A 25,843-nucleotide genomic window follows, 5' to 3' on the forward strand; every position below is an offset into this window, starting at 1 on the left:
GCGTCTTCAGTGTGAAGCCGCTGCGACGCTCACCGGCGTGTCGTCGCAACGGCTTCACACTCGGCGAAATCAGGTTGCCCGAGTACGACGTAGCCGACAGCCGACGGTTGATCTGACTGGCCCAGTTGGCATGATCGAGCCCATGCATCGGGCAATGCGTATTACCGCCGTGGCGATAACCGTCGGAATCTTCGCGGCCCCGGTCGCGGCGGCCCGCCCATCCGATCCGGGCGTGGTGAACTACGCAGTGATGGGCAAGGGCTCGGTCGGCAACATCGTCGGCGGGCCGATGCGCGACGAATCGCTGTTCACTCAGCCGTTCCAGTCGTTCTCGGTTGACAACCCGGTGTGCAACAACTGGGCCGACATCGGGTTGCCGGAGGTCTACAACGATCCCGACCTGGCGTCGTTCAACGGTGCGAGCACCCAGACCTCGCCCACCGATCAGACCCACTTCGTCAAGCAGGCGGTCGGTGTCTTCGCCACCGGCGACGCCGCGGGCCGGGCGTTTCACCGCGTCGTGGACCGCACGGTCGGCTGCAGTGGGCAGACTACCGCGATGCACTTGGACAACGGCGTTACCCAGGTGTGGTCGTTCGACGGCGGCCCGCCCGGCGCCACCGACGCGTCGTGGACCAAGCAGGAGGCCGGCACCGACCGCCGCTGCTTCACTCAGACCCGGCTGCGGGAAAACGTGCTGCTTCAAGCCAAGGTGTGTCAATCCGGCAACGGCGGTCCCGCGACAAATGTGCTGGCTGGCGCCATGGAGAACGCGCTGGGCCAGTAACGCCGCGGGAATATGTCGGTGCTCTCTGGAAGATGGAATCTTGTGGCTATGGTTGGGTAGCCGCGCGCAACCAGTGGCCCGCGACCGAGGTCCGGGCCCCGGAGGGATCGAGAATATGGCCTTTGCCGTCGCGTCGCAGGTAGATCAGTCACGCCTCGCCGACGGCGAACTGGCCAGTTCCGCGGCCGCCGCGCGGTACATCGGCGACACCTGTTTGTCCGACGGCCCGGTGGGCCGGGTCGGTCTCGAGGTCGAAGCGCATTGTTACGACCCGGTCGAGCCGCATCGCAGACCGGCCTGGGAGGAAATCACCGCGGTCCTCGAATCGCTGCCGGCGATGCCGGGTGGCAGTGCGCTCAGCGTGGAACCCGGCGGCGCCGTGGAACTGTCCGGGCCGCCCGTGGACGGGGTGCTGGCCGCGATCGAGGCGATGACCAGCGACCAGGCCGTGCTCCGAGCCGCCTTCGCCGAGGCCGGACTGGGGTTGGTGATGCTGGGCGCGGACCCGCTGCGGCCGGCCAAGCGAGTCAACCCGGGCGCGCGTTATCGCGCCATGGAACAGTTCTTCGCGGCCAGCCGCTCCGGCGTCGCCGGTGCGGCGATGATGACGTCGACGGCGTCGGTCCAGGTCAACCTGGACGCCGGGCCCCGGGCCCGGTGGGCCGCGCGGGTGCGGTTGGCGCACGCTCTGGGGCCGACCATGGTCGCGATCGCCGCCAATTCACCGCTGCTCGGTGGGGAGTTCTCCGGCTGGCTATCCACCCGACAGCGGGTGTGGAGTCAGCTCGATTCGGCGCGGTGCGGACCCATTCTGACCGCCAGTGGCGACGACCCGGGCACCGACTGGGCGCGCTACGCGCTGAAGGCGCCGGTAATGCTGGTGCACGAGCCCGACGCCGTTCCGGTGACGCGCTATGTGCCGTTTGCGGATTGGGCCGACGGGCGCGCGGTGCTGGGCGGTCGCCGGCCAACGGCCTACGACCTGGACTATCACCTCACCACGCTGTTCCCGCCGGTGCGTCCACGGCAGTGGCTGGAAATCCGCTACCTGGACAGCGTTCCGAACGCCATCTGGCCGGCAGTGGCGTTCACGCTGGTGACCCTGCTCGACGACCCGGCCGCCGCCGAGGTCGCGGCCGAAGCCGTCGAACCCGTCGCCACCGCGTGGGACACCGCCGCGCGGGTCGGGCTGAATGACCGGCGGTTGCACGCCGCGGCCAGCCGCTGCGTGGCCATCGCCGCCGAACGTGCACCGGCCCAGCTGGGCGACGCAATGCGGCGCCTGGTCGAGGCGGTCGACCAGGGGCGCTGTCCGGCCGACGACTTCTGCGACCAGGTGATCGCCAACGGGATCGCCCCGGCCGTCGCCCAGCTGGCGCAAGGGCAGCCGTGACATCACGCGAAACCCTGGCCCGGGATCTGACCCGGGCGCGAGATCGGACGCTGCGCCTGACCGACTTCGACGACGCCGAACTTTGCCGGCAGTACGACCCGCTGATGAGTCCGCTGGTATGGGACTTGGCGCACATCGGTCAGCAGGAAGAGCTTTGGCTGCTGCGCGGTGGTGACCCGGATCGACCGGGCATGTTGCCCCAACCGATCGACGGCCTGTACGACGCATTCGTGCACTCCCGCGCCAGCCGCGCCGAGCTGCCGCTGCTGTCCCCGGACCAGGCGCGGGTCTATTGCCGCACCGTGCGCTCGGAAGCCCTGGACGCCCTCGACGCCTTGCCCGACCAACCCGACGCAGATTTCGCGTTCGGCATGGTCGTCAGCCACGAACACCAGCACGACGAAACCATGCTGCAGGCGCTGAACCTGCGCAGCGGCCCGCCGCTGCTGGCCGCTGGATCTGTGCTGCCCGAGGGCCGACCGGCACTGGCCGGGACGTCGGTGCTGGTTGCGGGCGGCCCTTTCGTGTTGGGCGTCGACGCCGCGAGCGAGCCGTTCTCGCTGGACAACGAACGCCCCGCGCATGTCGTGGATGTGCCGGCATTTCGCATCGGGCGGGTTCCGGTCACCAACGGCGAGTGGCGGCAGTTCATCGACGACGGCGGCTACGCCCAGCCGCGGTGGTGGTCGGCGCGCGGCTGGGAGCATCGCCAGCACGCCGGCCTGACCGCGCCGCAGTTCTGGGACGCCGATGGGCACACCCGGACCCGGTTCGCCCGCATCGAGGAGATTCCCTCCGACGAACCCGTCCAGCACATCACCTATTTCGAGGCCGAGGCCTACGCCGCGTGGGCCGGCGCCCGGTTGCCCACCGAAATCGAGTGGGAGAAGGCCTGTGCGTGGGATCCGGCGGCGGGTGCCCGGTGCCGCTACCCGTGGGGAGCCGAGGAGCCCTCTGCCGCCCGCGCCAACCTGGGCGGCGACGCGCTGCGCCCGGCGCCGGTCGGCGCCTACCCGGCGGGCGCGTCGGCCTACGGGGCCGAGCAGATGCTCGGTGATGTCTGGGAGTGGACCAGCTCGTCGCTGCGGCCCTGGCCGGGATTCACGCTGATGATCTACCAGCGGTACTCGCAGCCCTTCTTCGGCGGCGACTACCGGGTGCTGCGCGGCGGGTCGTGGGCGGTGGAGTCGTCGATTCTGCGGCCGAGCTTCCGCAACTGGGATCACCCGTACCGGCGGCAGATCTTCTCCGGTGTCCGATTGGCGTGGGACGTCTGATGTGTAGGCACCTGGGCTGGTTGGGACGCGAGGTCTCGGTCTCCTCGCTGGTGCTGGAGCCGGCCTACGGTCTGCGCACGCAGTCCTATGCGCCCCGCCGGCAGAAGTATGCGCTACTGAACGCCGACGGTTGGGGCGTCGGGTTTTTCGACGGCGCGATTCCGCGGCGGTGGCGCAGCGCCGCACCGTTGTGGGGGGATGCGTCGTTCGCCTCGGTCGCCCCCGCGCTGCGTAGCCACTGCGTGGTGGCGGCGGTGCGCTCGGCGACGGTCGGCATGCCGATCGAAGTCGGCGCCACCGCGCCGTTCACCGATGGACACTGGCTGCTCTCCCACAACGGCATCGTCGACCGCCATGTGCTGCCCGCCACCTCGTCGGCCGAATCGGTCTGTGACAGCGCGGTTCTCGCTGACCTGATCTTTGCCCGCGGACTCGACGAGCTAGGTGCGGTGGTCGTGGAGATCGGGAATGCCGACCCGCATGCTCGGCTGAACATATTGGCGGCCAACGGTTCTCGTATGCTGGCCACCACCTGGGGTGACACCCTGTCGGTGTTGCACCGCGACGACGGCATCGTGCTGGCCAGTGAACCCTATGACGACGATGCCGACTGGGATGAAGTGCCGGACCGCCATCTGGTCGAGGTCACCCCGGACGGCATTACCATGACCGTGCTGAAGGGACCCTGATGACGCTGTCGCTGTCCAACCATCTGGCCGCGGACTCGGCATACCACGCGCTGCGTCGCGATGTGCTCGACGGCCTTCGGTGTACACCGAAGTCGTTGCCGCCCAAATGGTTCTACGATTCTGTAGGCAGCGACTTGTTCGACCAGATAACGCGGCTGCCCGAGTATTACCCGACCCGCGCCGAGGCGGAGATACTGCGCGCCCGGTCGGCCGAGGTGGCGTCTACAGCCGGTGCGGACACCTTGGTCGAACTGGGCAGCGGCACGTCGGAGAAGACTCGGATCCTGCTGAACGCGCTGCGCGACGGCGGCTCGCTGCGCAGGTTCGTGCCGTTCGACGTGGACGCCAGCATGTTGTCGGCGGCCGCGACCGCAATCCAGCGCGAATATCCTGGCATCGAAATAGCCGCTGTCTGCGGCGATTTCGAAGAGCACCTGGCCGAAATCCCCGGTGGTGGGAGGCGGCTGTTCGTCTTCTTGGGTTCGACGATCGGTAATCTCACGCCCGGCCCGCGTGCGGAGTTCTTGGCGGCGCTGGCGGCGGTGTTGAAGCCGGGCGACAGCCTGCTGTTGGGCACGGACCTGGTCAAGGACACCGGCCGACTCGTCCGGGCCTACGACGATGCCGCAGGGGTGACGGCCCGGTTCAACCGCAATGTACTAGCGGTGGTCAACCGGGAACTCGACGCCGACTTCGACCTCAGCGCCTACCAACATGTCGCCCGCTGGAACGCCGCCGAAGAGCGGATGGAAATGTGGCTGCGGGCCGAGGCGCCGCAGCAGGTGCGCATCGGCGCGCTGAATCTGACCGTCGAGTTCGCCGCCGGTGAGGAGATGCTCACCGAGGTGTCCTGCAAATTCCGGGCGGAGGCCGTGGCCGCCGAGCTGGCGCGCTCAGGCCTGCGCCGCATCCGGTGGTGGACCGATGACGCCGGCGACTTCGGGTTGTCACTGGCGGTCAAGTGAGCGCTGGTCTCGCCGATGCCTGGCGGGCCGCCCGTCCGCCGGTCGCGGGGCTGCATCTGGACAGCGCAGCCTGCTCTCGGCAGAGCTTCGCGGTGCTCGACGCCGCCGCCCGGCATGCCCGGCACGAGGCCGAGGTCGGCGGGTACGTCGCCGCGGACGCGGCCAAACCCGTGCTGGACGCCGGACGCGCGGCGGTGGCCGCGCTCGCCGGCATGCCCGACGCCGAGGTCGTATTCACCACCGGTTCCCTGCACGCGCTGGACTTGTTGCTGGCCAGTTGGCCGCCCGGCGGTCGCACCCTGGCCTGCCTGCCCGGCGAGTACGGACCCAACCTGGCCGTGATGGCGGCGCACGGCTTCGCCCGACGCCCGCTGCCGGTCGACGGTGAGGGTCGAGTCGCGGTCGACGAGGCCGCTGTCGGCCTGGCCGCCGACCCACCCGACTTTGTGCACCTGACCCCGGTGGCCAGCCACCGCGGCGTGGTGCAACCGCTGTCCGAGATGGCACACGTGTGTGCTGAATTGGGGTTACCGCTGGTGGTCGACGCCGCGCAGGCACTGGGCCAAGTGGACTGTGCGGTGGGCGCCGACGTGATGTACGCGTCGTCGCGCAAATGGATCGCCGGCCCGCGCGGTGTCGGCGTTCTTGCCGTGCGCGGGCCGCTGATGCGGCGGCTGCAGCCGCGGCTACCGCCGCCAGATTGGGTGTCGTCGCTGTCGGTGGCCCAGCGCCTCGAACTTGGCGAGGCGAATATAGCTGCGCGAGTGGGCTTTTCGGTCGCATTGGGCGAGCATGTGGCGTCCGGGCCGGTCGCGATGCGCGCGCGTCTGGCCGAAGTAGGCCGCACCAGCCGGGCCGTGCTCGCCGACGTAGGTGGCTGGCGGGTGGTGGAAGCGCTCGACGAACCCAGCGCGATCACCACACTGGCACCTGTCGACGGCCTGGACCCGGCGCGGGTGCGTGCCTGGCTGATTGCCGAACACGGCATTGTGACGACGTCGGCGGGCGTGGAGCGGGCGCCGCTGGAAATGACCGCGCCCGTGCTGCGGATCTCCCCACACGTGGACGCCACCGCCGACGAGCTGACGACCTTCGCCGAGACGCTCGCGCTGGCCACCGCGGCGGTGTGATGCTCGGCGCCTTTCAGCCGGCCTTGTGCGCACTCAGCAGGTAAGCCGGCATCTTCGCCCGGCCCTTGTCGTCCTTGGGAAAGTCCGGCATCTGGAACGGCGCATCGGGGCGGGCCGGGGGAATGTTGGCGTGAATGAACGCCGGTCGGATCTCGTCGATTTCCCAGTGCTTTGACACCGCGTCCCGCAGCTCGTCTTCGTCGACGGTGTTGGGTCCCTGCTCGGCATCCGGCGGGAAGGCGCCCTTGGCGAATACCAGCACGTAGTAGTTCGCCCCGGGGGCGGCCGCACGATGCACCGCGCGCAAATACCCGTCGCGGCCTTCGATCGGTAGCGAATGAAACAGCGTGGAGTCGATCACCGTGTTGAAACGCCCGTCAAAGCCGGTAAGCGAGGTGATATCGGCCTGCACAAAGGTGGCGTTGCTCAACCCGCGTTCCTCAGCGGCCTTGGTGGCGGCCGCGATCGCCGTCGGGGTCAGGTCGACGCCCACAACCGTGTAGCCCTCGGCGGCCAGAGCCAGCGACAGCTCCGCGTAGCCGCATCCGGCGTCGAGCACGTCGCTGCGTACCTTGCCGGCGGCCACCAACGCCGCCAATTCCGGCTGCGGCTCCCCGATATTCCACGGCGGAGGGCCCTCGAAGACGCCTTGCTCGCGATAGGCATCGTCCCAGTTCATCACCTCATTTGCCATGCTCTTCAACCTACTCGGGGGTGCAGCTGCGGCCAGCATCCGCGCGCCTGCGTACCGCGCGCCTCGCGATGGGGTACCTGGCGGGCCAGCAACCAGAAATTCGCGTAGTGCGCTACGCGTTTCATCACGCCCAGCCCGAGCGACGATCGGGACATCTGAAAGTGGGCGCAGCGGCAGCAAAGCCCATCGACAGCCGATCCAAAACCATAGGAGGTCCGAAATGACTACCACACCAGAAATAGAACTGCTGGATGTTGTCACACCCGACACCGAGTCCAGCACCCAAGAGGCGCCGGTCCTGATCACCGAGCAACAGGTCGCCTTTGGCACGGCGGCGGCGGTGCCGGTGGCGCCGGCGAGGAAGCGGCGGTTGGCCGCGGCTGTGCACAAACTGTCGGCGGCATTGACCCCCGACCCTCGCGAGCCTCGGCGGCATTACGCGAAACGCTATGACTTCCTCGAGCACGCCGCCATGGCACGCGAGATGGGCCGCCTGTAATCGCTGGGCAGCGGTTCGCGCCGCTCGATGCATCGGAGGAGGATGTAGTGAACGCCGTTACGCTCGCGCTGATCTTGATCGGCGCAACGGCCTTCGCCGTCGGGATAAGCCATCTGCAGGCGAAACTGGAACGCTGGGCCTATCAGCGTCATGCGCAAGACTGATGAGCCGGCAACCACGGCTCATCAGCCTTGCGGCGTATGACCCGGTTTATACAAAGTTATCCCACGTCGTCGCATCGAAATTGGTACCGTCCGAAAACGCCACCCACGAAGCTGTACCACAACGTAGCAAGCCGAACGGGATCCCTGTGAACGAAAATGGCTCGGGCACACTGTCGCGGTTGGTTTCCTGGATTGCCGAGAAGCTGGACCGCTCCATCGGATGGTCGCGGTTACCAACTCCGTTGGCCATACCGGTGTTAATCGGATTGCGCCAGCAGCTGCGCGCACACAACCTATACGACACCGGCCGCGGTGCCGGGGACAAGCCGCCGTACGACGCCGAACTCGTTGGTGACCTCACCGCTCGTTCCCTCAACGGCACCCACAACGACCTTGATCACCCCCTCATGGGTTCGCTGGGCAGCAGGTTCGGCCGTAACGTTCCGCTGGCGCACACCTACCCCGAAGAGGATGAGCGCCTGCTCGATCCCAACCCGCGGCTGATAAGCCGGAAACTGCTCGTGCGCGAAGGATTCCAGCCGGCCACCACGCTGAATCTGCTGGCGGCGGCGTGGATCCAGTTCGAAGTCCATGATTGGTTCAGCCACGGCACCGACCTGTCGCATCAGTGGGAGATCCCGCTCGACGACGACGATCCATGGCCCAATCGGTCCAGGCGGAGCAAACGGCCCGCCGGCAAGCACGTCATGCGGATCGAACGAACCCCGCCCGACCCCAGCCCGGACAGCCAGGGTCCGCCCACGTTCGTGACACGAGATACCCACTGGTGGGACAGCTCTCAAATCTATGGTGGCGCACCAAATTTGGAATTCGCCAAGGCACTGCGGCTGGGCCGTCGCGGACAGCTGCGGATCGACGACCTGGGGCTGCCGCCCGAAGACGCAGAGCAGACCCTCGACCTCAATGGCACCGCGGGCGCCTTCTGGGTGGGTCTGGCGATCTTGCACTCGCTGTTCATGCGCGAACACAATGCGATTTGCGAGCGGCTGGCCGCGGAGTACCCGCACATGTCCGACCAGCAACTGTATGACAAAGCGCGCCTGGTCAACTGCGCGCTGATGGCCAAGATCCACACCGTGGACTGGACGCCGGCCGTCATCGCTCACCCCACCACCGTCGTCGCGCTTCGCGCCAACTGGTTTGGCGTTCTCGGCGAGCGGTTTCGCAAGTATTTCGGGCGGATCACCAAGGACGAAGTGCTGCAAGGTATACCGGGATCACCCACCAACCAGCACGGCGTCCCATATTCCCTCACCGAGGAGTTCGTCGCGGTTTACCGCATGCATCCGCTGATTCCCGATCACTTCGTATTCCGGTCCGTGGCCGACAACAAGCTGATCGCCGAGCACGAACTGCCCGACCTGACCGTGCGTCACGTGCGCGATCGGCTGAACGAGCTGAAGATGGACGACATCTTCTACTCCTTCGGTCGCGCCTATCCCGGTGCCATCAACCTGCATAACTTCCCCAGGCATCTGCAGTACTTCAAGCGGTACGACGACTCGGTTGTCGACCTTGCGGCAATTGACATCCTGCGCGCCCGCGAACGCGGCGTGCCGCGCTACAACGAGTTCCGGCGGCTGCTGCGCCTGAAGCCGGCGTCGTCGTTCGAGGAGCTGACCGACAACCCGCAATGGGCCGCGGAATTGCGGCGGATCTATGGTGACGTGGAACGGGTGGACCTGATGATCGGACTGTACGCCGAGCCCAAGCCGCCTGGATTCGGGTTCAGTGACACCGCCTTTCGCATCTTCATCCTGATGGCCTCCCGACGGCTCGAGAGCGACCGCTTCTTCACCCGCGACTATCGCCCCGAGATCTACACCCCAGCCGGAATGGACTGGATCGACTCGAACACCATGCGCACGGTCCTGCTGCGGCACTTCCCGTCGCTCGAGCCTGCCCTGCGCGGCGTCAAGAACCCGTTCGCACCCTGGGCAAGGGTCGACCGGCGATGACCGACACCTACGTCGCCTACAGCGACAAACTGGAACGGCGGCAGCCCGACGAGGAGCAGTCGATCGCCCAGATCATCAAGGTGCTGCACTGGAACAACAAATTTGCGTATCGGAAATACAAACACGCGATCCGTGACGCGCACGCCAAGAGCCATGGCATCCTTCGTGGAAAGCTCACCGTGTACGACGATTTGGATCCCCAACTGCGCCAGGGACTTTTCGCGACACCGGGGAAGAGCTACGACGTCATCGCCCGGCTTTCCAGCACTGCGGGCGGACTTCGCAGCGACCAGCTGCGCGGAGTCCGCGGCCTCGGCGTCAAGGTGCTTGGTGTCGACGGGAAGCGCGAGGACAGCGGGTTGCCCGGCGAGCCGGCCACCACGCAGGACTTCGTGCTGGTCACCCACCGGGAGTTCCCGTTCGCCGATATGCGGGCCTACGCGCGGGCAGGGATGGTGGCGGCCTGGATCCTGGCCTGGCTGCCGGACATCGGCCTGAGGTTCATCAGCAATCTGGCGGTCGCCGCCCTCAAGGTCGGACTGCCGGTGCCGGCTACTCTGGCGTTGTTTGCCCTGCCCAACAACCACATTCTGGGCGAGACCTTCTACTCGTCGGCGCCGCTGCGTTATGGGGACTACGTGGTCAAGATGGCCTACGTGCCGTTGTCGGAATCGGTGAAAGCATTGGTGGGTGTGCCGGTTCCCCGCGCCGCCGGCCGAGATGCGCACCGCGACATGGTTGTCCAATTCTTCGACAGCAACAGCGCCGAATACGAGCTGCGCGTGCAACTGTGCACCGATCCCGTCGCGATGCCGATCGAGGACGCCACGGTGGAGTGGCCCGAAACCGTTTCTCCGTACCGCGGAGTCGCCAAGATCAGATTCGACATGCAGGACGTGGACAGTCCGGCGCGCCGTGCCTACGGCGATGACGTGCTGTCGTTCAATTCGTGGCGCACCCTGGAGGTTCACCGTCCGCTCGGGTCGATCAACCGGCTCAAAAAACAGGTTTACGAGGCGTCGAGCCGGTTTCGGCATGAGATGAACAATGTGCCTCGAGCAGAACCCACCGATATCGCGCAGCTGCCCGATTAGGGCAGCTTTCCCATAGCCAGTTTTACCGCGGACTTTTGATAGTGACGCTTACACTTCCCTTCATGGCAGGTCAATGGCAGCTGCTTGACCGCCCAGCGGAGTTTGGTGCTATTTGCTCGGCATTGAGCGAGCAGGACAGTTGCGGCGTTGTCGTCGTCGGCGCCGCCGGGGTCGGCAAGACCACGCTGGCGCGCACCGTCACCCAGTCCCTGCCCTCGCAGGTGCACTGGACGGCGTGCACCGAATCTTCGCGCAGCATTCCGCTCGGCGCGTTCGCGCCGTGGTTGCGACCATCCGCCCCGCGCGACCCGATTGCACTGATGTACTCGGCGCGGGAGTCCATTCTCACCGACAAGGACACCGTCGTCGGTATTGACGACGCGCACCTGCTCGACCAGCTCTCCGCGACGCTGCTGCACCAAATCGCGGTGGATCGGGCGGGGCGGATCGTGGCCACCGTCCGAACCGGCGAGCCGGTTCCCGACGCGGTCACCGCCTTGTGGAAAGACGGCTATCTGCAGCGATTCGAGCTCGATCCGTTCACCAAAGAGCAGAGCATCGCGCTCGTCGAATCCGTCCTGGGCGGAACGTTGGAGGGTCTTAGCGCCGACGTCATGTGGGAGTCGTCCGGCGGTAACGCGCTATTTCTCCGGCACATGGTCGAGGGCGCGGTGCAGGCCGGGACGCTGACAGAGGTCAACGGGGTATGGCAGCTGCGCGGGCCGACAGTGGTCCCCTCCGGGCTGGCCGTGCTGTTGGAAGACCGTCTCGAACACGCCGGCGCGGACGCGATCAACGCAATGAAGCTGTTGGCGCTGTGCGAACCGCTCGACATCGACGCGCTGTGTGAGCTGGCCGGTGAGGAGGCCGTGGATGCGGCCGAGGTGGCCGGCTTGATCCGGATCGATCATGACGGGCCCAAGGTCAACGCCCGGTTCACCCATCCGCTCTACGGTGAGGTGCTGCGGCGTCGCATCGGCACGGCATCCGCGCGCAAATTGCGCGGTCGTATCGTCAAGGTGCTCCGAGACCGCGAACTCGACTCGGCGGCCACCCGTATCCGGCTGGCGCAGCTCTGCATCGACAGCGACGAGCTCGTCGACACCGACCTGCTCACCTCGGCCGCCAAGGATGCGATCTTCTTGTCAGACCTACCGCTCGGGGAGCGGATCGCCCAGGCAGCCTTCGAGCGTGGGGGTGGGGTGCAGGCCGGTGAGCTGTTCTCCCGCGCGTTGTTGTGGCAAGGCCGGCCGGTGCAGGCCGAGCAAGTCCTGGCCCGCTTTGAGCCCGCTGACCTCGACGAGTTGCAGTTGGTGCAATGGGGCATCCCGCGTGTGTCGATCCTGTTCTGGTCGATGGGCGACATCGAGCGCGCTCACCAGGTGATGGCATTGCTGCGCGATCATGTACAGCACCCAAGCCTGAAACTCATCGTGGAGGCGACCGGATCGGCAATGGCGGTGCACGAGAACAAAATTGCCGAAGGCTTGGATGCGGCCGAGCGTGTGCTGTCCAATCCGCATGCGCCGAAACAGGCGGTCGATTTCGCCGCCTTCAGTGCCGGGCTGGCGATGCCGGTCGCGGGCCGCGGCGGCGATTTCGCGCCGATCGCCGACCGGTGTCGTGCAGAGCAGAAGGCCACCGACGGGATGATCCGCATCATGGTGCGCTACGGCGACGTGCTCGCACGCACGTACATCGGTGAACTGGAACAGGCCGATCAGGCCGCCGCCGGCTATGCGCAATTCTCCTCAGCCGGACAGTTTCTCGGCTGGGCCATCGCGAAAATCATGGCCGGCCTGGTGGCGACCTACCGAGGCCGGTTCCCCGACGCCATCGCGTCGATTGAGCAAGCCCTTGCAGCGCTGGCAGCAGATGTTCCACTGCCCTGGCTTCTGCCCGCACGGACACTGCTGGCCCGAGCGTATGCGGCGGTCGGTAAAACAGAACAGGCCGAACGCGTACTCGACGACGCCAAGGAACACACCGGACGGTTCATGGCGCTGCACGACCCGCAGTTGCTGATCGCGAGGTCGTGGGTGACCGCCGCCAAGGGCGGCGAACGTTCCGCCATCGAGTTCGCCCGCGAAGCAGCGGATTTAGCGCACCGCTCAGGGCAATACGCCGTCGAGGCTGAGGCGCTGCACGATGCCGCCCGGTTCGGTGACCGCACCGTCGCGGATAGCCTGGCGAAACTCATTAAACGCGTCGACGGACAACTGGTGGGACTTCAAGCCCGCCACGCCGAAGCTGTTGCCACCTCTGACGGAAAAGCGCTCGACGCAGTGAGCGTGGAATTCGAAAATGCGGGCTTTTTGCTTTCGGCAGCGGATGCCTCGGCGCAAGCCGTACCGCTGCACGATCAAGCCGGTCGGCGACGCGAAAGTGCGGAGGCCTCGGCGCGCACGCTGCGATTGGCGGCTCAGTGCGGTGGCGCCACGACCCCGGCGATCCGGTGTGCGGCGCGGCCGTTGCCGGTGACCTCACGCGAGCGCGAGATCGCTGCCATGGTTGCCGAGGGACTGACGAACCGGGAAATCGCAGAGCGGCTGACGGTTTCGGTCCGCACGGTCGAAGGCCACATATACCGGGCCTGCATCAAACTCGACGTCACCGACCGTGACGAACTCGCCAAGATCGTCTGGCAGGATTCAGATCGCTAGCGGACCGTCGTTGCATCCCAGGCGTGCACGGGCTCGTTGGTGTGCATGTGATGGCAGTAGCGCCTTAGCATCTCGGCCAGCGCGGCCGGACGCGTCATCCCGCGCTCCTGTAAGGCCCGCACCGTCGACACCTGCCAAACCGCCCCGTTGCGTCCGGTCTTCGCGCGCTCCTCGATCACACCGAGAAAACGGTCACGCACATCGGCGGCAACGCCCCAGCGCGTCAGTCCTTCGTACGCCATCGGCAGCAATTTGCCCAGCACCAGCTCTGCGGTGCTCACCTCGCCTACGCCCGGCCAGTACAGGTTGGCCGCGATGCCGTACCGAGCGGCCGCTAGGAAATTCTTCTGCGCGGCAGCAAAACTCATCTTGGTCCACAGTGGGCGTTCTTCCTCGGACAGCGTGCGCAACATGCCGTAGTAGAACAGCGAATTGGCCATCATGTCGATGACGGTCGGTCCTGCCGGCAACACCCGGTTTTCCACCCGCAGATGTGGCCGGTCGAGCCCATCGACTTTCACGACGTCGTACACCGGCCGATTCCACCGGTAGACCGTGCCGTTGTGCAGGCGTAGCTCCGAGAGCTGCGGGGTGCGTCCGGCGGCAAGTTCAGCAACCGGATCTTCGTCGGACACCTCGGGCAGCAACGACGGGAAGTAGCGCACGTTCTCCTCGAACAGATCGAAGATCGACGTGATCCAGCGTTCGCCGAACCAGACTCGCGGCCGCACGCCCTGGGCCTTGAGCTCGTCGGGGCGGGTGTCGGTGGCCTGTGTGAACAGTTCGATGCGGGTTTCGGCCCACAGCTGGTGACCGAACAAATAGGGCGAATTCGCCCCGACCGCCAGCTGCGGCCCGGCCAGCACCTGCGCGGCGTTCCAGTTGTTGGCGAATTCGGAGGGCGCCACTTGCAGGTGCAACTGCATGCTCGTGCAAGCCGATTCGGGGGCGATGGTCGGCGAATTCAAGCTGAGTGGCTCGGGGCCGGCGATGTCGATCTGGATGTCCTCGCCGCGGGCGTTGAAGATGGACGCGTTGAGCGCCGCATACCGTGTCGAATCACTCATCCATCCGCCGGTGAGGTGTTCGGGCATCAGCGTGGGAAGAATTCCGATCATCACGATATGGGCGCCGCCGGCGTTGGCCTTGGTCTCCGCGGCGTTCAGGCTGGCCCGCACATCTGCTTCCAGCTCCAACCCGGTACGGCCCGGCAGGTGCCGGGGCGGCACGTTGAATTCGATGTTGTAAGCGCCTAATTCGGTCTGATACGCCGGGTCGGCGATGGCGGCCAGCACATCCTGATTCGACATCGCCGGTTGATAGTCGGCGTCGACCAGGTTGCATTCGATCTCCATGCCGGTGAGGGGGCGATCGAACTCGAAACTCGACTGCGCGAGCATGGTCTCGAAGACGTCCAGGCACAACTGGACCTTGCGCCGGTATTCCTGCCGGTGCGCGCGGCCATAGGTGGTCTGCTTGACCTCTTCGCCCACACCGCCGATGCAACCGGTTTACCGATGGCTGCGCAACCGGGTAGGTCTACGTCTGCACATCAGATGCGCAATCTTATAGCATCTGATGCATGAGAACGACGATCGACCTCGACGACGACGTACTGCGTGTGTTGAAGCGGCGCCAGCGCGAGGAAGGCAAAACGTTGGGGCAGCTCGTCTCGGAATTGCTCGCTCAAGCGCTCGCGGCCGGTCCGCCCCCGGCCGTGGACATCCGTTGGACGACGGCCGACTTGCGCCCGCGCGTCGACCTTGACGACAAGGACGCCGTCTGGGCAGTCCTCGACCACACATGAGCGAGACGTTCGACGTCAACGTGCTTGTGTACGCGACTCATCGGGCCAGCCCGTTTCACGACAAAGCCAAAGCACTCGTTGAGCGGTTCCTGGCCGGTCCGGGACTGGTTTATCTGCTGTGGCCCGTGGCGATGGGCTACCTGCGGATCGTCACGCATCCTGCATTGCTCGATGCGCCGCTGTCGCCCAATGTCGCAGCCGACAACATCGAACAGTTCATCGCACCACCGCACGTGCGGCTGGTCGGCGAGAGCGACGGATTTTGGTCGGTGTATCGACGGGTGTCTGATGTCGTCAAGCCGAGGGGCAACCTGGTGTCCGATGCCCATGTCGTCGCTCTCATGCACCAGCACGGCATCGCAACCATCTGGAGCCGCGACCGCGATTTCCGCAAGTTCGAAGGGTTCACTGTGCGGGACCCCTTCACCGGCTAGCCATGTAAGTCATCATTGACGACGTGGCCGAATCTGCGGAGTTCATAGCCTCGATCGACCAGGGCACCACCAGCACCCGCTGCATCATTTTCGACCACGACGGTGCCGAAGTCGCCCGCCATCAGCTTGAGCACGAGCAGATCCTGCCGCGAGCCGGTTGGGTCGAGCACGATCCGGTCGAAATCTGGGAGCGCACCTCATCGGTGCTGGTGTCCGTGCTGAACAGGGCCAATTTGGAACCTAAAGACATTGCGGCGCTGGGTATTACGAACCAGCGGGAGACCACACTGGTCTGGAACCGCCGCACCGGCAGGCCCTACTACAACGCGATCGTCTGGCAGGACACCCGCACCGACCGCATCGCATCGGCTCTCGAACGCGACGGGCGCGGCGACGTGATCCGACGTAAGGCCGGCCTGCCGCCGGCGACGTATTTCTCCGGCGGCAAGCTGCAGTGGATTCTCGACAACGTCGACGGGGTGCGGGACGCGGCAGAGCGCGGTGAGGCCGTGTTCGGCACCCCGGACACCTGGCTGTTGTGGCACCTCACCGGCGGTGCCCGGGGCGGCGTGCACGTCACCGACGTCACCAACGCCAGCCGGACGATGCTGATGAACCTGGAGACCTTGGACTGGGACGACGAGCTGCTGTCGCTTTTCGGGATACCTCGAGCGATGCTGCCGTCGATCGCGCCGTCGTCGCCGCAGCAGCCGTATGGCGTCACAGCGGACAGCGGACCCATCGGCGGCGAGGTGCCCATTACCGGAATTCTGGGCGACCAGCATGCGGCGATGGTGGGCCAGGTGTGCCTGGCACCGGGGGAGGCCAAAAACACCTATGGAACCGGGAACTTCCTGCTGCTCAACACCGGTGAGGAGATCGTGCGGTCGGCCAATGGTCTGCTGACCACGGTCTGCTATCAATTCGGCGACGCCAAACCCGTTTACGCGCTTGAGGGTTCGATCGCGGTTACCGGCTCGGCGGTGCAGTGGCTGCGTGATCAGTTGGGCATCATCAGCGGCGCCGCGCAGAGCGAGGCGCTGGCCCGTCAGGTCGACGACAACGGCGGAGTGTATTTCGTTCCTGCGTTTTCCGGGTTGTTCGCCCCGTACTGGCGCTCGGATGCCCGCGGCGCGATTGTCGGGCTCTCGCGGTTCAACACCAACGCGCATCTCGCGCGTGCGACCCTGGAGGCGATCTGCTACCAAAGCCGCGACGTGGTCGACGCGATGAAAGCAGATTCTGGCGTGCACCTCGAGGTTTTGAAGGTTGACGGCGGTATCACCGCCAACGACTTGTGCATGCAGATACAGGCCGACGTGCTGGGCGTGGACGTAGTGCGACCCGTGGTCGCCGAGACCACCGCATTGGGCGCCGCATACGCAGCAGGCCTCGCGGTCGGATTCTGGGCAGACCCGAATGACCTGCGGGCCAACTGGCGGGAGGACAAGCGTTGGAAGCCGGCGTGGAGCGAGGACGAGCGCGCCGCAGGCTACGCGGGCTGGCGTAAAGCGGTGCAGCGGACCCTGGATTGGGTCGACGTGTCCTAGCGCGACGGTGTGCTATTCGGTTTCGCCGAGGATGGCGTAGATCTCGCGGCGTGCATTATTGAGGATGTCGACGATGCGCTCCTGCTGCTCGACGGTGGCGAGCATCGCGGATTGCATTACCGCACCGGACAATTGCGCGGCCGCAGTATGCATGTTGAGCTGGAATGGCTCGATGCCGTCGGCGATCTCCTCCCACGGCGGGGTCTCGATCTTTTCGGCCGCGGCGCGCCCCTCCTCGGTCAGCTCGAAAAGCTTCTTGCTGCCGTCGGATTCGGTAGCGGTGATCAGGCCCTCGTCGACGAGCAGCTGCAGCGTCGGATACACCGACCCCGGGCTGGGTCGCCACAATCCGCCACTGCGCTCGGCAATCTGCTGGATCATCTCGTATCCGTGCATCGGCTGCTCGGCCAACAGCAGGAGGATGGCCGCACGCACGTCACCGCGACGCCCACGGCCTCGTCCGCCGCGGCGCCAATTGCGCAATCCGGTTGGGCCGAAACCGAAACCGAACCCCGGACCGAAGCCGGGGCCGAAGCCGCCAGCCATGGCGAATGGGCCGTCATGTCGGCCGGCCTGGTCGCGCAGGTGCTCCTTGAACTGCCGTTTGGCTTGGCGCCTGGCCTCCTGAAATGCGCGTCGTTGCGGTTCGAAAGGGTTGCTCATATGTGTGCTCCTTCATTCTCATCGTGCTTAGGGATACCGGCAGCGTTCATTGCCCCTTCTCCTCGAGGCCGATCCGGGTCTTGTCGAGCAGATCGAATATTTCCTGCAGAGTGCGCCCGGGGGCATCGTTGAAGACGGAGATGCTGTCGCCTGGGCAGAAGTTCAGCGAGCGGATGCCGGTGCTGTCCGGGTACATCTCGGCAATCTTGTGCTCCAACGCCATCACGGCCGCCGAAGTGGCCGCGCAGAGTTCTGGGCGCCGAGTTCCCTGGACGGCTGCAACCGCGCCTAGCAGGCACCTGCGACCCCGCCTGTCCATATAGGCGTGCTGGGTCCAGCCGCGTGTGTCCAAAACGTCGCGGATCTGCGCCAGAACCTCACTCGGTTTCATTCCTTCTCGAATCCAGATGGTCGACCAGCTTGGCAGGGACGCCGGGCGCTGCCGATACGTTGACGATATATCGTAAATTATCGTGATGCAACGGTTGATTCTGGGTGGTCACCCCGGCGCGTGACCCGCTCCGCGCGAGTTTGTATCCGATCGAGGCTGGGTAGCACTCGATGGATGAACGACGAAAACCGCGATCTGAAGACCGAAGACCGGCTCGCTGCCGACACCAAACCGGCGACGGCGGGCGACACCGAGCGCCTGCGGTTGTGGGTCAACTGGGTGTTGGCGCTGTTGACGGTGCCGGCCGCGGCGGCCGTCATGATCTTTGCGCTTGGTGCGGTGATGAGTACCGCTGCCTGCAGCGCCCGGGCGTGCCCGAACTTGGGCCCCGGCGGGATCGGCTTCAACTTCCTGTTCTACGGCGCCCCGGTGGTGGCCGCGGCGGCGATCGTCGCTTCGTTTTTCACGGCGCGTCGCCGATGGGGCATCGTTGTTCCGATCTGCGCGTTGGCGTTGTTGATCGCGGATATCACCATCGTTGCCGTGACCGTCGCGCAGTAGGACGGCCGCGAGCCTAGTGGGGCGGCGAGAAACCCTCGTCAGGCCAGAACGGCGCCGGCGGGGGCGGCGCATGCGGGGGCGGCGACGGCGGTGGTCCGCCGGGCGGGGGGCGTAACCGCGCTAGTTCTCGGTGGTGGCGTTCGGCGAGGACGGCGGCGAGGGCGAGTTGCGGCGGAGTTCCCGGCGGCGGCGGCGGAGCGACCCGGGACAGTACGTCGCCGGCTATCCGATAGGCCATCTGATCGCGCACTCGCGGATCGAGTTGGGGTGCCCGTGAAAGGAATTGGCGCGCAAGCTCTGCTTGCTCGGCGCCCAGCCCGGAGAGCTGCAGCGACGAAGCCCACCACGCCAGCGACACAGGCATTGCGGGCGGCGGCCCCAGCTTGGGCCCACGTTCGCTGATCACGATCGTGCCCGCGAAGATGTCGCCGAGCCGTTTGGCCTTCGGCGAAATCATGCTGCAGATCACCGCGGGGCTGCCGAACAGCATCCAGATCTCCACCACCGACGCCAGTGCACGAAACAGCGCCTGACGGAAGCGTTCTGGGCCGCCATCGTCTGACACCACGCGAAGGCCCATCACGATCTTGCCGACCGAGCGACCCCGTGTTGCGATTTCGAAGACAAGCGGATACCCGACGAGCACCAGCACGGTGAAGATGACGATGATCGCGCCGATGACGGCGTCATCGAATTCGCGGAGCGCGATCGACCACAACACCAACGCCACCACATAGCCGAAGAAGACGACGGTGATATCGATCAGCGCACCGACCGCCCGTACCGGCAGCTGGGCGATCTGCACGTCGAGAACGACGGCGTCACCGGTGACGACCTCCGACATGCAGCAAACGCTACTCGATCCATCTGGACGATGACCCGCTAGTCTTCGGGTGGTGGACGTCGACGCGTTCGTTCTCGCGCACCGCGGCACCTGGGACCGCCTCGATCGACTGGTCAAAAACCGTCGGCGACTCACGGGCGCCGAGATCGACGAACTCGTCGAGCTCTATCAGCGGGTGTCCACACACTTGTCGATGCTGCGCTCAGGGTCGTCAGATTCGGCTCTCGTCGGCAGACTTTCCACGCTGGTGGCGCGGGCCCGCGCCGCGGTCACCGGCGCACACGCCCCGTTGACCAGCGAACTGATCCGGTTCTGGACGGTGTCGTTTCCGGTGGTCGCCTACCGCGCCTGGCGTTGGTGGTTGGCGACGGCAGTGGCTTTCTTCGCCGTAACAGCTGTCATAGCGCTGTGGGTGATGGGCAGCCCGGAAGTGCAATCCACGATCGGAACACCACGCGAGATCGATGAGTTGGTCAATCACGACTTCGCCTCGTACTACAGCGAACACCCCGCTCTAGCGTTCGCGCTGCAGGTATGGGTCAACAACTCCTGGGTGGCCGCCAAGTGCATCGCGTTTTCTGTCGTGCTGGGAGTGCCGATCCCGTTGGTGCTGTTCCAAAACGCCGCCAACACCGGAGTCGTCGCTGGTCTGATGCTGCAAGCGGGCAAGGCCGACGTCTTGCTGGGGCTGCTGATTCCGCACGGACTGTTGGAACTCACGGCGGTGTTTTTGGCCGCCGCGGTCGGGATGCGGCTGGGCTGGTCGGTGATCTCCCCGGGCCGGCGCCCCCGCGGCCAGGTGCTGGCCGAGCAGGGCCGAGCCGTCGTGTCGGTCGCTGTGGGGTTGGTCGTGGTGTTACTTGTCTCGGGTGCCATCGAGGCGTTGGTGACTCCCTCGCCGTTGCCGACGTTCCTGCGGATCGGCATCGGAATCGCCGCGGAGGCGGCGTTTTTGACCTACATCGTCTATTTCGGACGACGTGCCGCACGCGCCGGCGACACCGGCGATATCGCCGACGCGCCGGATGTGGTCCCAACGGGCTAGCCACACCGAGTGGCACTGGCCACTCGGCGCGGGGTTAGAGCCGACCGGTGGCTTTCATCGCCAGGTAGCAATCGGCAAGTGCCGGCGCGAGTTCGGTAGGCGGCGCGTCGATGACTTCCACGCCGCCACGGCGCAGCCGCGAGGCGATCGCCCGCCGGTCGTTGCGGGAGCGTTCGGCAGCCGCGGCGTCGTAGACGGCGGCTGCATCGGCACGGCCGACGGCCATTTGGTCGACGCGAGGGTCGGCGACCGCGGCGAGGATCACCCGGTGCTTGGCGGACAGTTGGGGCAATACCGGCAGCAGGCCCTCCTCGAGGGCGGTCGCGTTGAGGTCGGTCAGCAGTACCACCAGCGCCCGGCGACGTGCGCGGGTGAGGATGGCCGAAACCATTGCGGTTGCATCGGATTCGACAAGCGTGGGCTGCAGTGGCGCCATCGCGTCGACTAGTCGGGCCAACAGCTCGGTGCGTGATGCGCCGAACACACCGGCCCGCGTCACCCGGTCGTGGGCGAGGAAGTCGACATGGTCACCCGCCCGGGCGGCCAGCGCGGCCAGCAGCAGCGCGGCATCCATCGACCAGTCCAGCCGCGGCCAGCCGCCCGGATCGCCACCCGTCGGGTCGACTCCCACGCGCCCCGCGGCGGTGCGGCCGGTGTCGAGCACGATGACGACACGGCGATCCCGCTCCGGCCGCCAGGTCCGGACCACGACGTCGGCGCGCCGCGCGGTCGCCCGCCAGTCGATCGAGCGCACGTCGTCGCCGACGACATATTCACGCAGCGAGTCGAATTCGGTGCCCTGCCCGCGCGTCAGCGTCGGCAACAACCCGTCGATCTCGCGAAGTTTGGCCAACCGCGACGGCAGGTGCTTGCGCGACAAGAACATCGGCAGCACCCGGACCCGGCCGGCCACCGGACGGGACCGTTGCCGTCCCGCCAGCCCCAGCGGTCCGACCGAACGGGCAGTCACCACCGCCGCCCGCTGATCGCCGCGGCGCACCGGCCGCAAACAGGTGTCCACCCGCTGCTGCTGTCCGGCGGCGATGTTCACCGCATGGGTGTACGGCTCGGCGCATGCGCTGGGGGACCAAGCATCGCGGATCTGGCCGCGGAATCGGCGCCGGCCGCCATTGTGGATCAGCAGGGAAGTATTCACCGACTCGCCCAGTCGCACCGAGCCGTTTTCCAGCCGGGTGTACTGCAATCCGGACGGGCTCGCCGCCGAAGCGATGTCCGCCATCACCAGCACCGCCAGCGTCGCCAGAAGTATGCGGAAAGACGTTGCGGGCCAAGGCGATAGCGCAACAGGCAGCACGCAGATGAGCGCGATCAGCCCGGTGCGCCCGGTCAGGATCACTAGCGTGGCACCGGGACCGAGGCCAAGATGCCGTCGAGCACGCCGTCGGGTGTGGCGCCCTCCAGCTCGGCTTCCGGCCGAAGCATCACCCGGTGCCGCAACGTCGCGCGGGCCATGGCCTTCACGTCGTCGGGCGTGACGTAGTTACGTCCGGAAAGCCACGACCACGAACGTGCGGTGGCCAGCAGCGCGGTTGCGCCGCGCGGCGAAACACCCAGATGCAGCGCCGGAGAACGGCGGGTGGCCGCAACGATGTCAACGATGTAACCCAGTATCTCGTCGGCGACGAGCACCTGACGCGTCGCGTCGCGGCCGGCTGCCAACTCGGCGGGCCCGGCGACCGGTTGGATGGCCGACAGGTCGCGCGGGTCGAAGCCGTGCGCGTGTCGGCCCAAGATCGCAATCTCGGAATCGCGCTGAGGCACTGGCACAGTCAATTTGAGCAAAAAACGGTCAAGCTGTGCCTCCGGCAACTGGTAGGTGCCCTCGTATTCGATCGGATTTTGCGTCGCGGCGACGATGAACGGGTCGGGCAATGCCCGCGGCTCGCCCTCCACGCTGACTTGGCGCTCTTCCATCGCCTCCAGCAGGGCGGCCTGTGTCTTGGGCGGTGTGCGGTTGATCTCGTCGGCCAGCATGAGATTGGTGAATACCGGGCCCGGGCGGAAGACGAATGCGGCGGTACGAGCGTCATAGACCAGCGACCCGGTGACGTCGCCGGGCATGAGGTCCGGGGTGAACTGGACCCGCTTGAACTCCAACTGGAGTGCTGCGGCCAGGGATCGAACCAGTAACGTTTTCGCCACTCCCGGAACGCCTTCGAGCAGCACGTGACCGCGGCACAACAACGCGATCACCAGGCCGCTGATCACGGCGTCCTGTCCGACGACGGCCTTGGCGATCTCCGCACGCAACGCCAGCAACGCATGACGCGCCGATTCCGCCACCGGCGGCTGGGCGGAGGGGGGAGCCGATTGGGTCATGACTGCGCGACCTGCCTTTCGATGTCATCGAGCGAACGGGCCAGCTGAACCAGGTCGGCGTCGGTGGCCGGCGACGGTCCGAACAGGGCGTGCCCCACCATCTCCGCATGGGCGCCACTGCGCTGCGCCACGGCGGTCACCACCGCTGGCGCCGATGCATCCGCGCCAAGTCCGAGTCGCGGTGACAGCCGCTGTAGCGTCGCGGCGCGCAATGCTTGCGCGGCTCGATCGCGGGCCCGCCGCGATCGATACAGCCGGCCGCGGCCTTCGACGGTCTCCGATGCGCGTACCACCACCGGCAGCTCCTCGGCGACTAGCGGGCCCACTCGGCGCCCCTTCCACAAGGCAACCAGGATAACTGTCAGGCACAACTGCCAGACAATCCAGATGACGTTGGGCGGGATAAGGTCGAAAACCGAGGCTGTACCCGATGATTCACCCTCGACTCGCTGCGGTGCATACCACACCAGGCGAGCCCGGTCACCTGCGAGGTTCATCGCCAGCGCCGCGTTACCCTGCCGCAGCAGGCCTTTGTTCGTCATGAACTCGGTACTGCCGACGACCGTGACGGTGTGCTCTCCGTCGCGGTAACGCACCAGCGCTCCGCCATAGCAACTGGTTATTGTTCGGTCACCGACGGCGTGGTAGGTGTTCGACGGCCCGAATGCTACCGATCCTGCTCGGTTGGCTTCGCGCAGTGCACAATTCGGCGCACTGTCCAGCACACTGGCGCCGCTGTTGCGGATTCCGGGGGCAAGCGCGGCGCGGGCGCGTGAGGTCGGCTCCACCAGCAGCAGATCTGCCGACGTGGCCGCCAGCCGCCGCAGCAGCGAGCCGTTGGTGATGTGCTGGGTTTCGGCGAACAGCAACAGAGTTCCTGGCTGCACCGCGTTCTCCGCCTCGGCGACGCTGCCGGCGACGACAACCTCGACACCGTGCTCGCGCAATAGGGTCACCAGGGCGTGCGCGCCCCCGGGGCCGGTGGATGCCGGATCCATCTGGCCGCCCGGGCGCGGTGCGGTCAGGAATGTGCCGATCGCGGCGACCACGCAGATGGCGGCCAATGCCAACACGACCCAGCGCCAGGCACGCCACCGTCCGACCACGCTCGGGGAGCTGTCGGTGACCGTCACTGGACCGACGCCCACGAGTCGACCGTGGCTTGCTGATCGGTCTCGGGTGAACGGCCCGCCCCAGAGTGGAATCGCAGATGGTCGTCGAGGTCGACGATCACGTGGTAGGACTGTGGCGTTCCTGTCCGTTGGCCGTAGGCAACGTCGTTGAAAACGGTTGCGGCTCGGGATAACTCGGACGCGAGCGCAGGTATGGACGCAGCGGCGTCGCGGGCCAGCTCGTTGGCTGTGCGGCCGGGAACCGGGTTGAGGATCCCGGTCTCCTCGAGCCCGCGGGCGACCGCGCGCAACCGATGCCTGATCGCTGAGGCCCAATTACCCTCGGCCGCAAAGCCTTCGGCGATACGACGATGCTGGCTGGCGCTGAGCTCGCCGGCGTCAAACAGCTGGTAGTCGCCGCCCCGCTGGGTGCGGATGGTGCGGCGTGCGACGCGGATAGCGATCACAACCGCGACAACCAGCAGGATGAGCAGCACGGTCACGGTAAACCAGCCGCCGGGTACCGATGAGCCCTTCTCCACCAGTCGGTCCAGTAGTTCGTCGACCCATTCGTGGACCCGTTGGGTGGGCGACGGTTTGGGGTAGATCGGTTTGGCGAGTTCGCGCTGCGCGGCGTCGTGCGCGGCATCGCGGTCGATGTCGATAGCGGGCATCCTCGGGTGGTCCCTACGCCGGCCGGGTCAGCCAGAGGTAGTCGGTGGATGCCGCCGCCGCAGGGCCGCCGGTCGCGCCGGTCTGCAGAACCAGATCGAACGCCTCGGCACGGATCCGGCGGTCGGTGTAGAGCAGGACGACCACCCCGGCGCTGAATGGAGCGGTGATGATCCGGCCGATCGCCGATCCGATGGCCCCTACCGTCGCACTGATCAGCAGCGCGCCCGTGGACGCGGAGAGTAGGTAGCTGACGAAATTGAACGGCGCGGCTACCGCTCGGGCGATGAGGAATACCACGATCCCCGTCAGCAGCCGAATGCCGAGCACCCGCCAAAAGCTGTTGCGGACCAGCGCGAAGGATCTGCTGATCGCATCGATCACCCGCAGCCGCTCCAGCACGATCAACGCCGGGGCGAACGACAACACGGTGTAGCCGTAGACCACGGCCGCGATCAGGGCCAGCACCAGCGGGAAACCGAATACGAATGCCGCCGCGGCGCTACCTGCGGCGCCAACTGCCGCGATGATCAGCGCCACCAGGGCGCCCAGCAGTATCAGGGCGGCAAGCTCGAGCGCCGCCAGTCCGAGCAAGGCGAGTATCCGTCCGCGGATTTTGGCCCACGTTTCGCCGATGGTGATCGTCGAGCCGAAAATTCCCCGCCCGATGACCACGGTGAGCATGCCACTGAGCAGAACGGTGGCCAGCCAGGAGACGAGCATGGCGAGCGTGGCCGACAGCAGCCACGCGCCCAGGTCACCCCCGCTCAGTTCGTCCGGCGGGGTGGTCCTCAGCCGGCTCGCGGCGGCGAGCGGTCCGGCCGTCGCGATCAACGTGATGATCTGCGTTATCACCACGATCACCGCGGTCAGCCCAAGCGTGGCCTTCGGATTGGCCCGGATATAGCCGACCGCGCCGTTGAAGATGTCGCTGAGGCTCAACGGCCGCAACGGGATTATCCCCGGCTTGAACCCTCCGGGGGTGAACGGTGGCGAACCCCCGTATGGGGGTGGACCGTATCCGGGCGGCGGGTAACTCGGGGGCGGGTAGGCCGGGGGCGGGTAACCGTTGCCGTCCACGACGCCGCGC

The 25,843-nt window shown here is 66.5% G+C and carries 25 protein-coding genes; 15 read left to right on the forward strand and 10 right to left on the reverse strand.

Features of this window, described 5'->3' with window-relative positions; all coding sequences use genetic code 11:
* Window positions 1-154: 154 nt before the first annotated feature.
* The 6 genes from AWC06_RS02585 (at window position 155) to egtE (ending at window position 6,241) form a co-directional block, all read left to right on the forward strand.
* Window positions 155-787, forward strand: coding sequence for a sensor domain-containing protein (locus AWC06_RS02585; RefSeq protein WP_085194153.1), 633 nt, complete (start codon window positions 155-157; stop codon window positions 785-787).
* 115 nt (window positions 788-902) lie between these two features.
* Window positions 903-2,180 (forward strand): ergothioneine biosynthesis glutamate--cysteine ligase EgtA, encoded by a 1,278-nt coding sequence (gene egtA / locus AWC06_RS02590; RefSeq protein WP_085194086.1) that lies wholly within the window; start codon window positions 903-905, stop codon window positions 2,178-2,180.
* Entirely contained in the window at window positions 2,177-3,457 is a 1,281-nt protein-coding gene (gene egtB, locus AWC06_RS02595; protein WP_085194088.1) for an ergothioneine biosynthesis protein EgtB, read from the forward strand. The genes egtA and egtB overlap by 4 nt, the downstream gene beginning before the upstream one ends.
* Entirely contained in the window at window positions 3,457-4,146 is a 690-nt protein-coding gene (egtC, locus tag AWC06_RS02600; protein ID WP_085194090.1) for an ergothioneine biosynthesis protein EgtC, read from the forward strand. The genes egtB and egtC overlap by 1 nt, the downstream gene beginning before the upstream one ends.
* Window positions 4,146-5,111 (forward strand): L-histidine N(alpha)-methyltransferase, encoded by a 966-nt coding sequence (egtD, locus tag AWC06_RS02605; RefSeq protein ID WP_085194092.1) that lies wholly within the window; start codon window positions 4,146-4,148, stop codon window positions 5,109-5,111. Before egtC ends, egtD begins: the two co-directional genes overlap by 1 nt.
* A complete protein-coding gene (gene egtE, locus AWC06_RS02610; protein ID WP_085194094.1) occupies window positions 5,108-6,241 on the forward strand; it encodes an ergothioneine biosynthesis PLP-dependent enzyme EgtE in 1,134 nt (377 codons plus the stop codon). Before egtD ends, egtE begins: the two co-directional genes overlap by 4 nt.
* A 13-nt stretch (window positions 6,242-6,254) precedes the next feature.
* On the opposite strand, the gene AWC06_RS02615 is transcribed toward egtE, so the two are convergent.
* Entirely contained in the window at window positions 6,255-6,935 is a 681-nt protein-coding gene (locus AWC06_RS02615) for a class I SAM-dependent methyltransferase (protein ID WP_085194096.1), read from the reverse strand.
* Between the two features lie 220 nt (window positions 6,936-7,155).
* On the opposite strand from AWC06_RS02615, the gene AWC06_RS02620 reads away from it, so the two are divergent.
* The 4 genes from AWC06_RS02620 to AWC06_RS02635 all read left to right on the forward strand — a co-directional run bounded on the left by AWC06_RS02620 (window position 7,156) and on the right by AWC06_RS02635 (window position 13,334).
* The gene (locus tag AWC06_RS02620; protein WP_085194098.1) at window positions 7,156-7,434 is read left to right on the forward strand and encodes a hypothetical protein; all 279 of its coding nucleotides are present in this window, start codon (window positions 7,156-7,158) and stop codon (window positions 7,432-7,434) included.
* A 355-nt stretch (window positions 7,435-7,789) separates the two neighbouring features.
* Complete coding sequence (locus AWC06_RS02625; RefSeq protein WP_227371199.1) at window positions 7,790-9,577, forward strand: peroxidase family protein; 1,788 nt, start codon at window positions 7,790-7,792, stop codon at window positions 9,575-9,577.
* Window positions 9,574-10,671 (forward strand): catalase family protein, encoded by a 1,098-nt coding sequence (locus AWC06_RS02630; protein ID WP_085194103.1) that lies wholly within the window; start codon window positions 9,574-9,576, stop codon window positions 10,669-10,671. The genes AWC06_RS02625 and AWC06_RS02630 overlap by 4 nt, the downstream gene beginning before the upstream one ends.
* Before the next feature lie 62 nt (window positions 10,672-10,733).
* Entirely contained in the window at window positions 10,734-13,334 is a 2,601-nt protein-coding gene (locus tag AWC06_RS02635; RefSeq protein ID WP_085194105.1) for a LuxR C-terminal-related transcriptional regulator, read from the forward strand.
* Here the strand turns inward: AWC06_RS02635 and AWC06_RS02640 are convergent.
* Entirely contained in the window at window positions 13,331-14,827 is a 1,497-nt protein-coding gene (locus AWC06_RS02640) for a glutamate-cysteine ligase family protein (protein ID WP_085194107.1), read from the reverse strand. The two genes, AWC06_RS02635 and AWC06_RS02640, sit on opposite strands and share 4 nt — an antisense overlap.
* Window positions 14,828-14,916: 89 nt before the next feature.
* Here AWC06_RS02640 and AWC06_RS02645 point away from each other — a divergent pair, with 89 nt between their 5' ends.
* The 3 genes from AWC06_RS02645 to glpK are packed head-to-tail and all read left to right on the forward strand — an operon-like array spanning window position 14,917 to window position 17,125.
* Window positions 14,917-15,141: a ribbon-helix-helix domain-containing protein gene (locus AWC06_RS02645; RefSeq protein ID WP_085194109.1), complete on the forward strand. Its 225-nt coding sequence runs from the start codon at window positions 14,917-14,919 to the stop codon at window positions 15,139-15,141.
* The gene (locus AWC06_RS02650; protein ID WP_085194111.1) at window positions 15,138-15,575 is read left to right on the forward strand and encodes a type II toxin-antitoxin system VapC family toxin; all 438 of its coding nucleotides are present in this window, start codon (window positions 15,138-15,140) and stop codon (window positions 15,573-15,575) included. Before AWC06_RS02645 ends, AWC06_RS02650 begins: the two co-directional genes overlap by 4 nt.
* A gap of 23 nt (window positions 15,576-15,598) precedes the next feature.
* Window positions 15,599-17,125: a glycerol kinase GlpK gene (gene glpK / locus AWC06_RS02655; RefSeq protein WP_085194113.1), complete on the forward strand. Its 1,527-nt coding sequence runs from the start codon at window positions 15,599-15,601 to the stop codon at window positions 17,123-17,125.
* 12 nt (window positions 17,126-17,137) lie between these two features.
* Here glpK and AWC06_RS02660 read toward each other — a convergent pair whose 3' ends face one another.
* Together AWC06_RS02660 and AWC06_RS02665 are read right to left on the reverse strand one after the other, a co-directional pair.
* Window positions 17,138-17,788, reverse strand: coding sequence for a PadR family transcriptional regulator (locus AWC06_RS02660; RefSeq protein ID WP_085194115.1), 651 nt, complete (start codon window positions 17,786-17,788; stop codon window positions 17,138-17,140).
* 46 nt (window positions 17,789-17,834) lie between these two features.
* Window positions 17,835-18,179, reverse strand: coding sequence for a DUF6197 family protein (locus AWC06_RS02665; RefSeq protein WP_085194117.1), 345 nt, complete (start codon window positions 18,177-18,179; stop codon window positions 17,835-17,837).
* A 174-nt stretch (window positions 18,180-18,353) separates the two neighbouring features.
* Here AWC06_RS02665 and AWC06_RS02670 point away from each other — a divergent pair, with 174 nt between their 5' ends.
* Window positions 18,354-18,740: a hypothetical protein gene (locus AWC06_RS02670; RefSeq protein WP_085194119.1), complete on the forward strand. Its 387-nt coding sequence runs from the start codon at window positions 18,354-18,356 to the stop codon at window positions 18,738-18,740.
* A 13-nt stretch (window positions 18,741-18,753) separates the two neighbouring features.
* Here AWC06_RS02670 and AWC06_RS02675 read toward each other — a convergent pair whose 3' ends face one another.
* Window positions 18,754-19,584, reverse strand: coding sequence for an RDD family protein (locus AWC06_RS02675; RefSeq protein ID WP_085194121.1), 831 nt, complete (start codon window positions 19,582-19,584; stop codon window positions 18,754-18,756).
* A gap of 52 nt (window positions 19,585-19,636) precedes the next feature.
* Between AWC06_RS02675 and AWC06_RS02680 the strand changes: the two genes are divergently transcribed.
* The gene (locus tag AWC06_RS02680; protein ID WP_085194155.1) at window positions 19,637-20,629 is read left to right on the forward strand and encodes a stage II sporulation protein M; all 993 of its coding nucleotides are present in this window, start codon (window positions 19,637-19,639) and stop codon (window positions 20,627-20,629) included.
* 34 nt (window positions 20,630-20,663) lie between these two features.
* On the opposite strand, the gene AWC06_RS02685 is transcribed toward AWC06_RS02680, so the two are convergent.
* The 5 genes from AWC06_RS02685 to AWC06_RS23205 are packed head-to-tail and all read right to left on the reverse strand — an operon-like array spanning window position 20,664 to window position 25,833.
* Window positions 20,664-21,986 (reverse strand): DUF58 domain-containing protein, encoded by a 1,323-nt coding sequence (locus AWC06_RS02685; RefSeq protein ID WP_085194123.1) that lies wholly within the window; start codon window positions 21,984-21,986, stop codon window positions 20,664-20,666.
* Window positions 21,986-22,969: an AAA family ATPase gene (locus tag AWC06_RS02690; protein WP_085194125.1), complete on the reverse strand. Its 984-nt coding sequence runs from the start codon at window positions 22,967-22,969 to the stop codon at window positions 21,986-21,988. The genes AWC06_RS02685 and AWC06_RS02690 overlap by 1 nt, the downstream gene beginning before the upstream one ends.
* Entirely contained in the window at window positions 22,966-24,117 is a 1,152-nt protein-coding gene (locus AWC06_RS02695) for a DUF4350 domain-containing protein (RefSeq protein WP_085194127.1), read from the reverse strand. The genes AWC06_RS02690 and AWC06_RS02695 overlap by 4 nt, the downstream gene beginning before the upstream one ends.
* Entirely contained in the window at window positions 24,099-24,755 is a 657-nt protein-coding gene (locus tag AWC06_RS02700; RefSeq protein ID WP_085194129.1) for a DUF4129 domain-containing protein, read from the reverse strand. Before AWC06_RS02700 ends, AWC06_RS02695 begins: the two co-directional genes overlap by 19 nt.
* A gap of 13 nt (window positions 24,756-24,768) precedes the next feature.
* The gene (locus tag AWC06_RS23205) at window positions 24,769-25,833 is read right to left on the reverse strand and encodes a DUF7847 domain-containing protein (protein ID WP_244899002.1); all 1,065 of its coding nucleotides are present in this window, start codon (window positions 25,831-25,833) and stop codon (window positions 24,769-24,771) included.
* Window positions 25,834-25,843 lie beyond the last annotated feature (10 nt).

The organism is Mycobacterium fragae (assembly GCF_002102185.1).
Taxonomy (GTDB): Bacteria; Actinomycetota; Actinomycetes; order Mycobacteriales; family Mycobacteriaceae; genus Mycobacterium; species Mycobacterium fragae.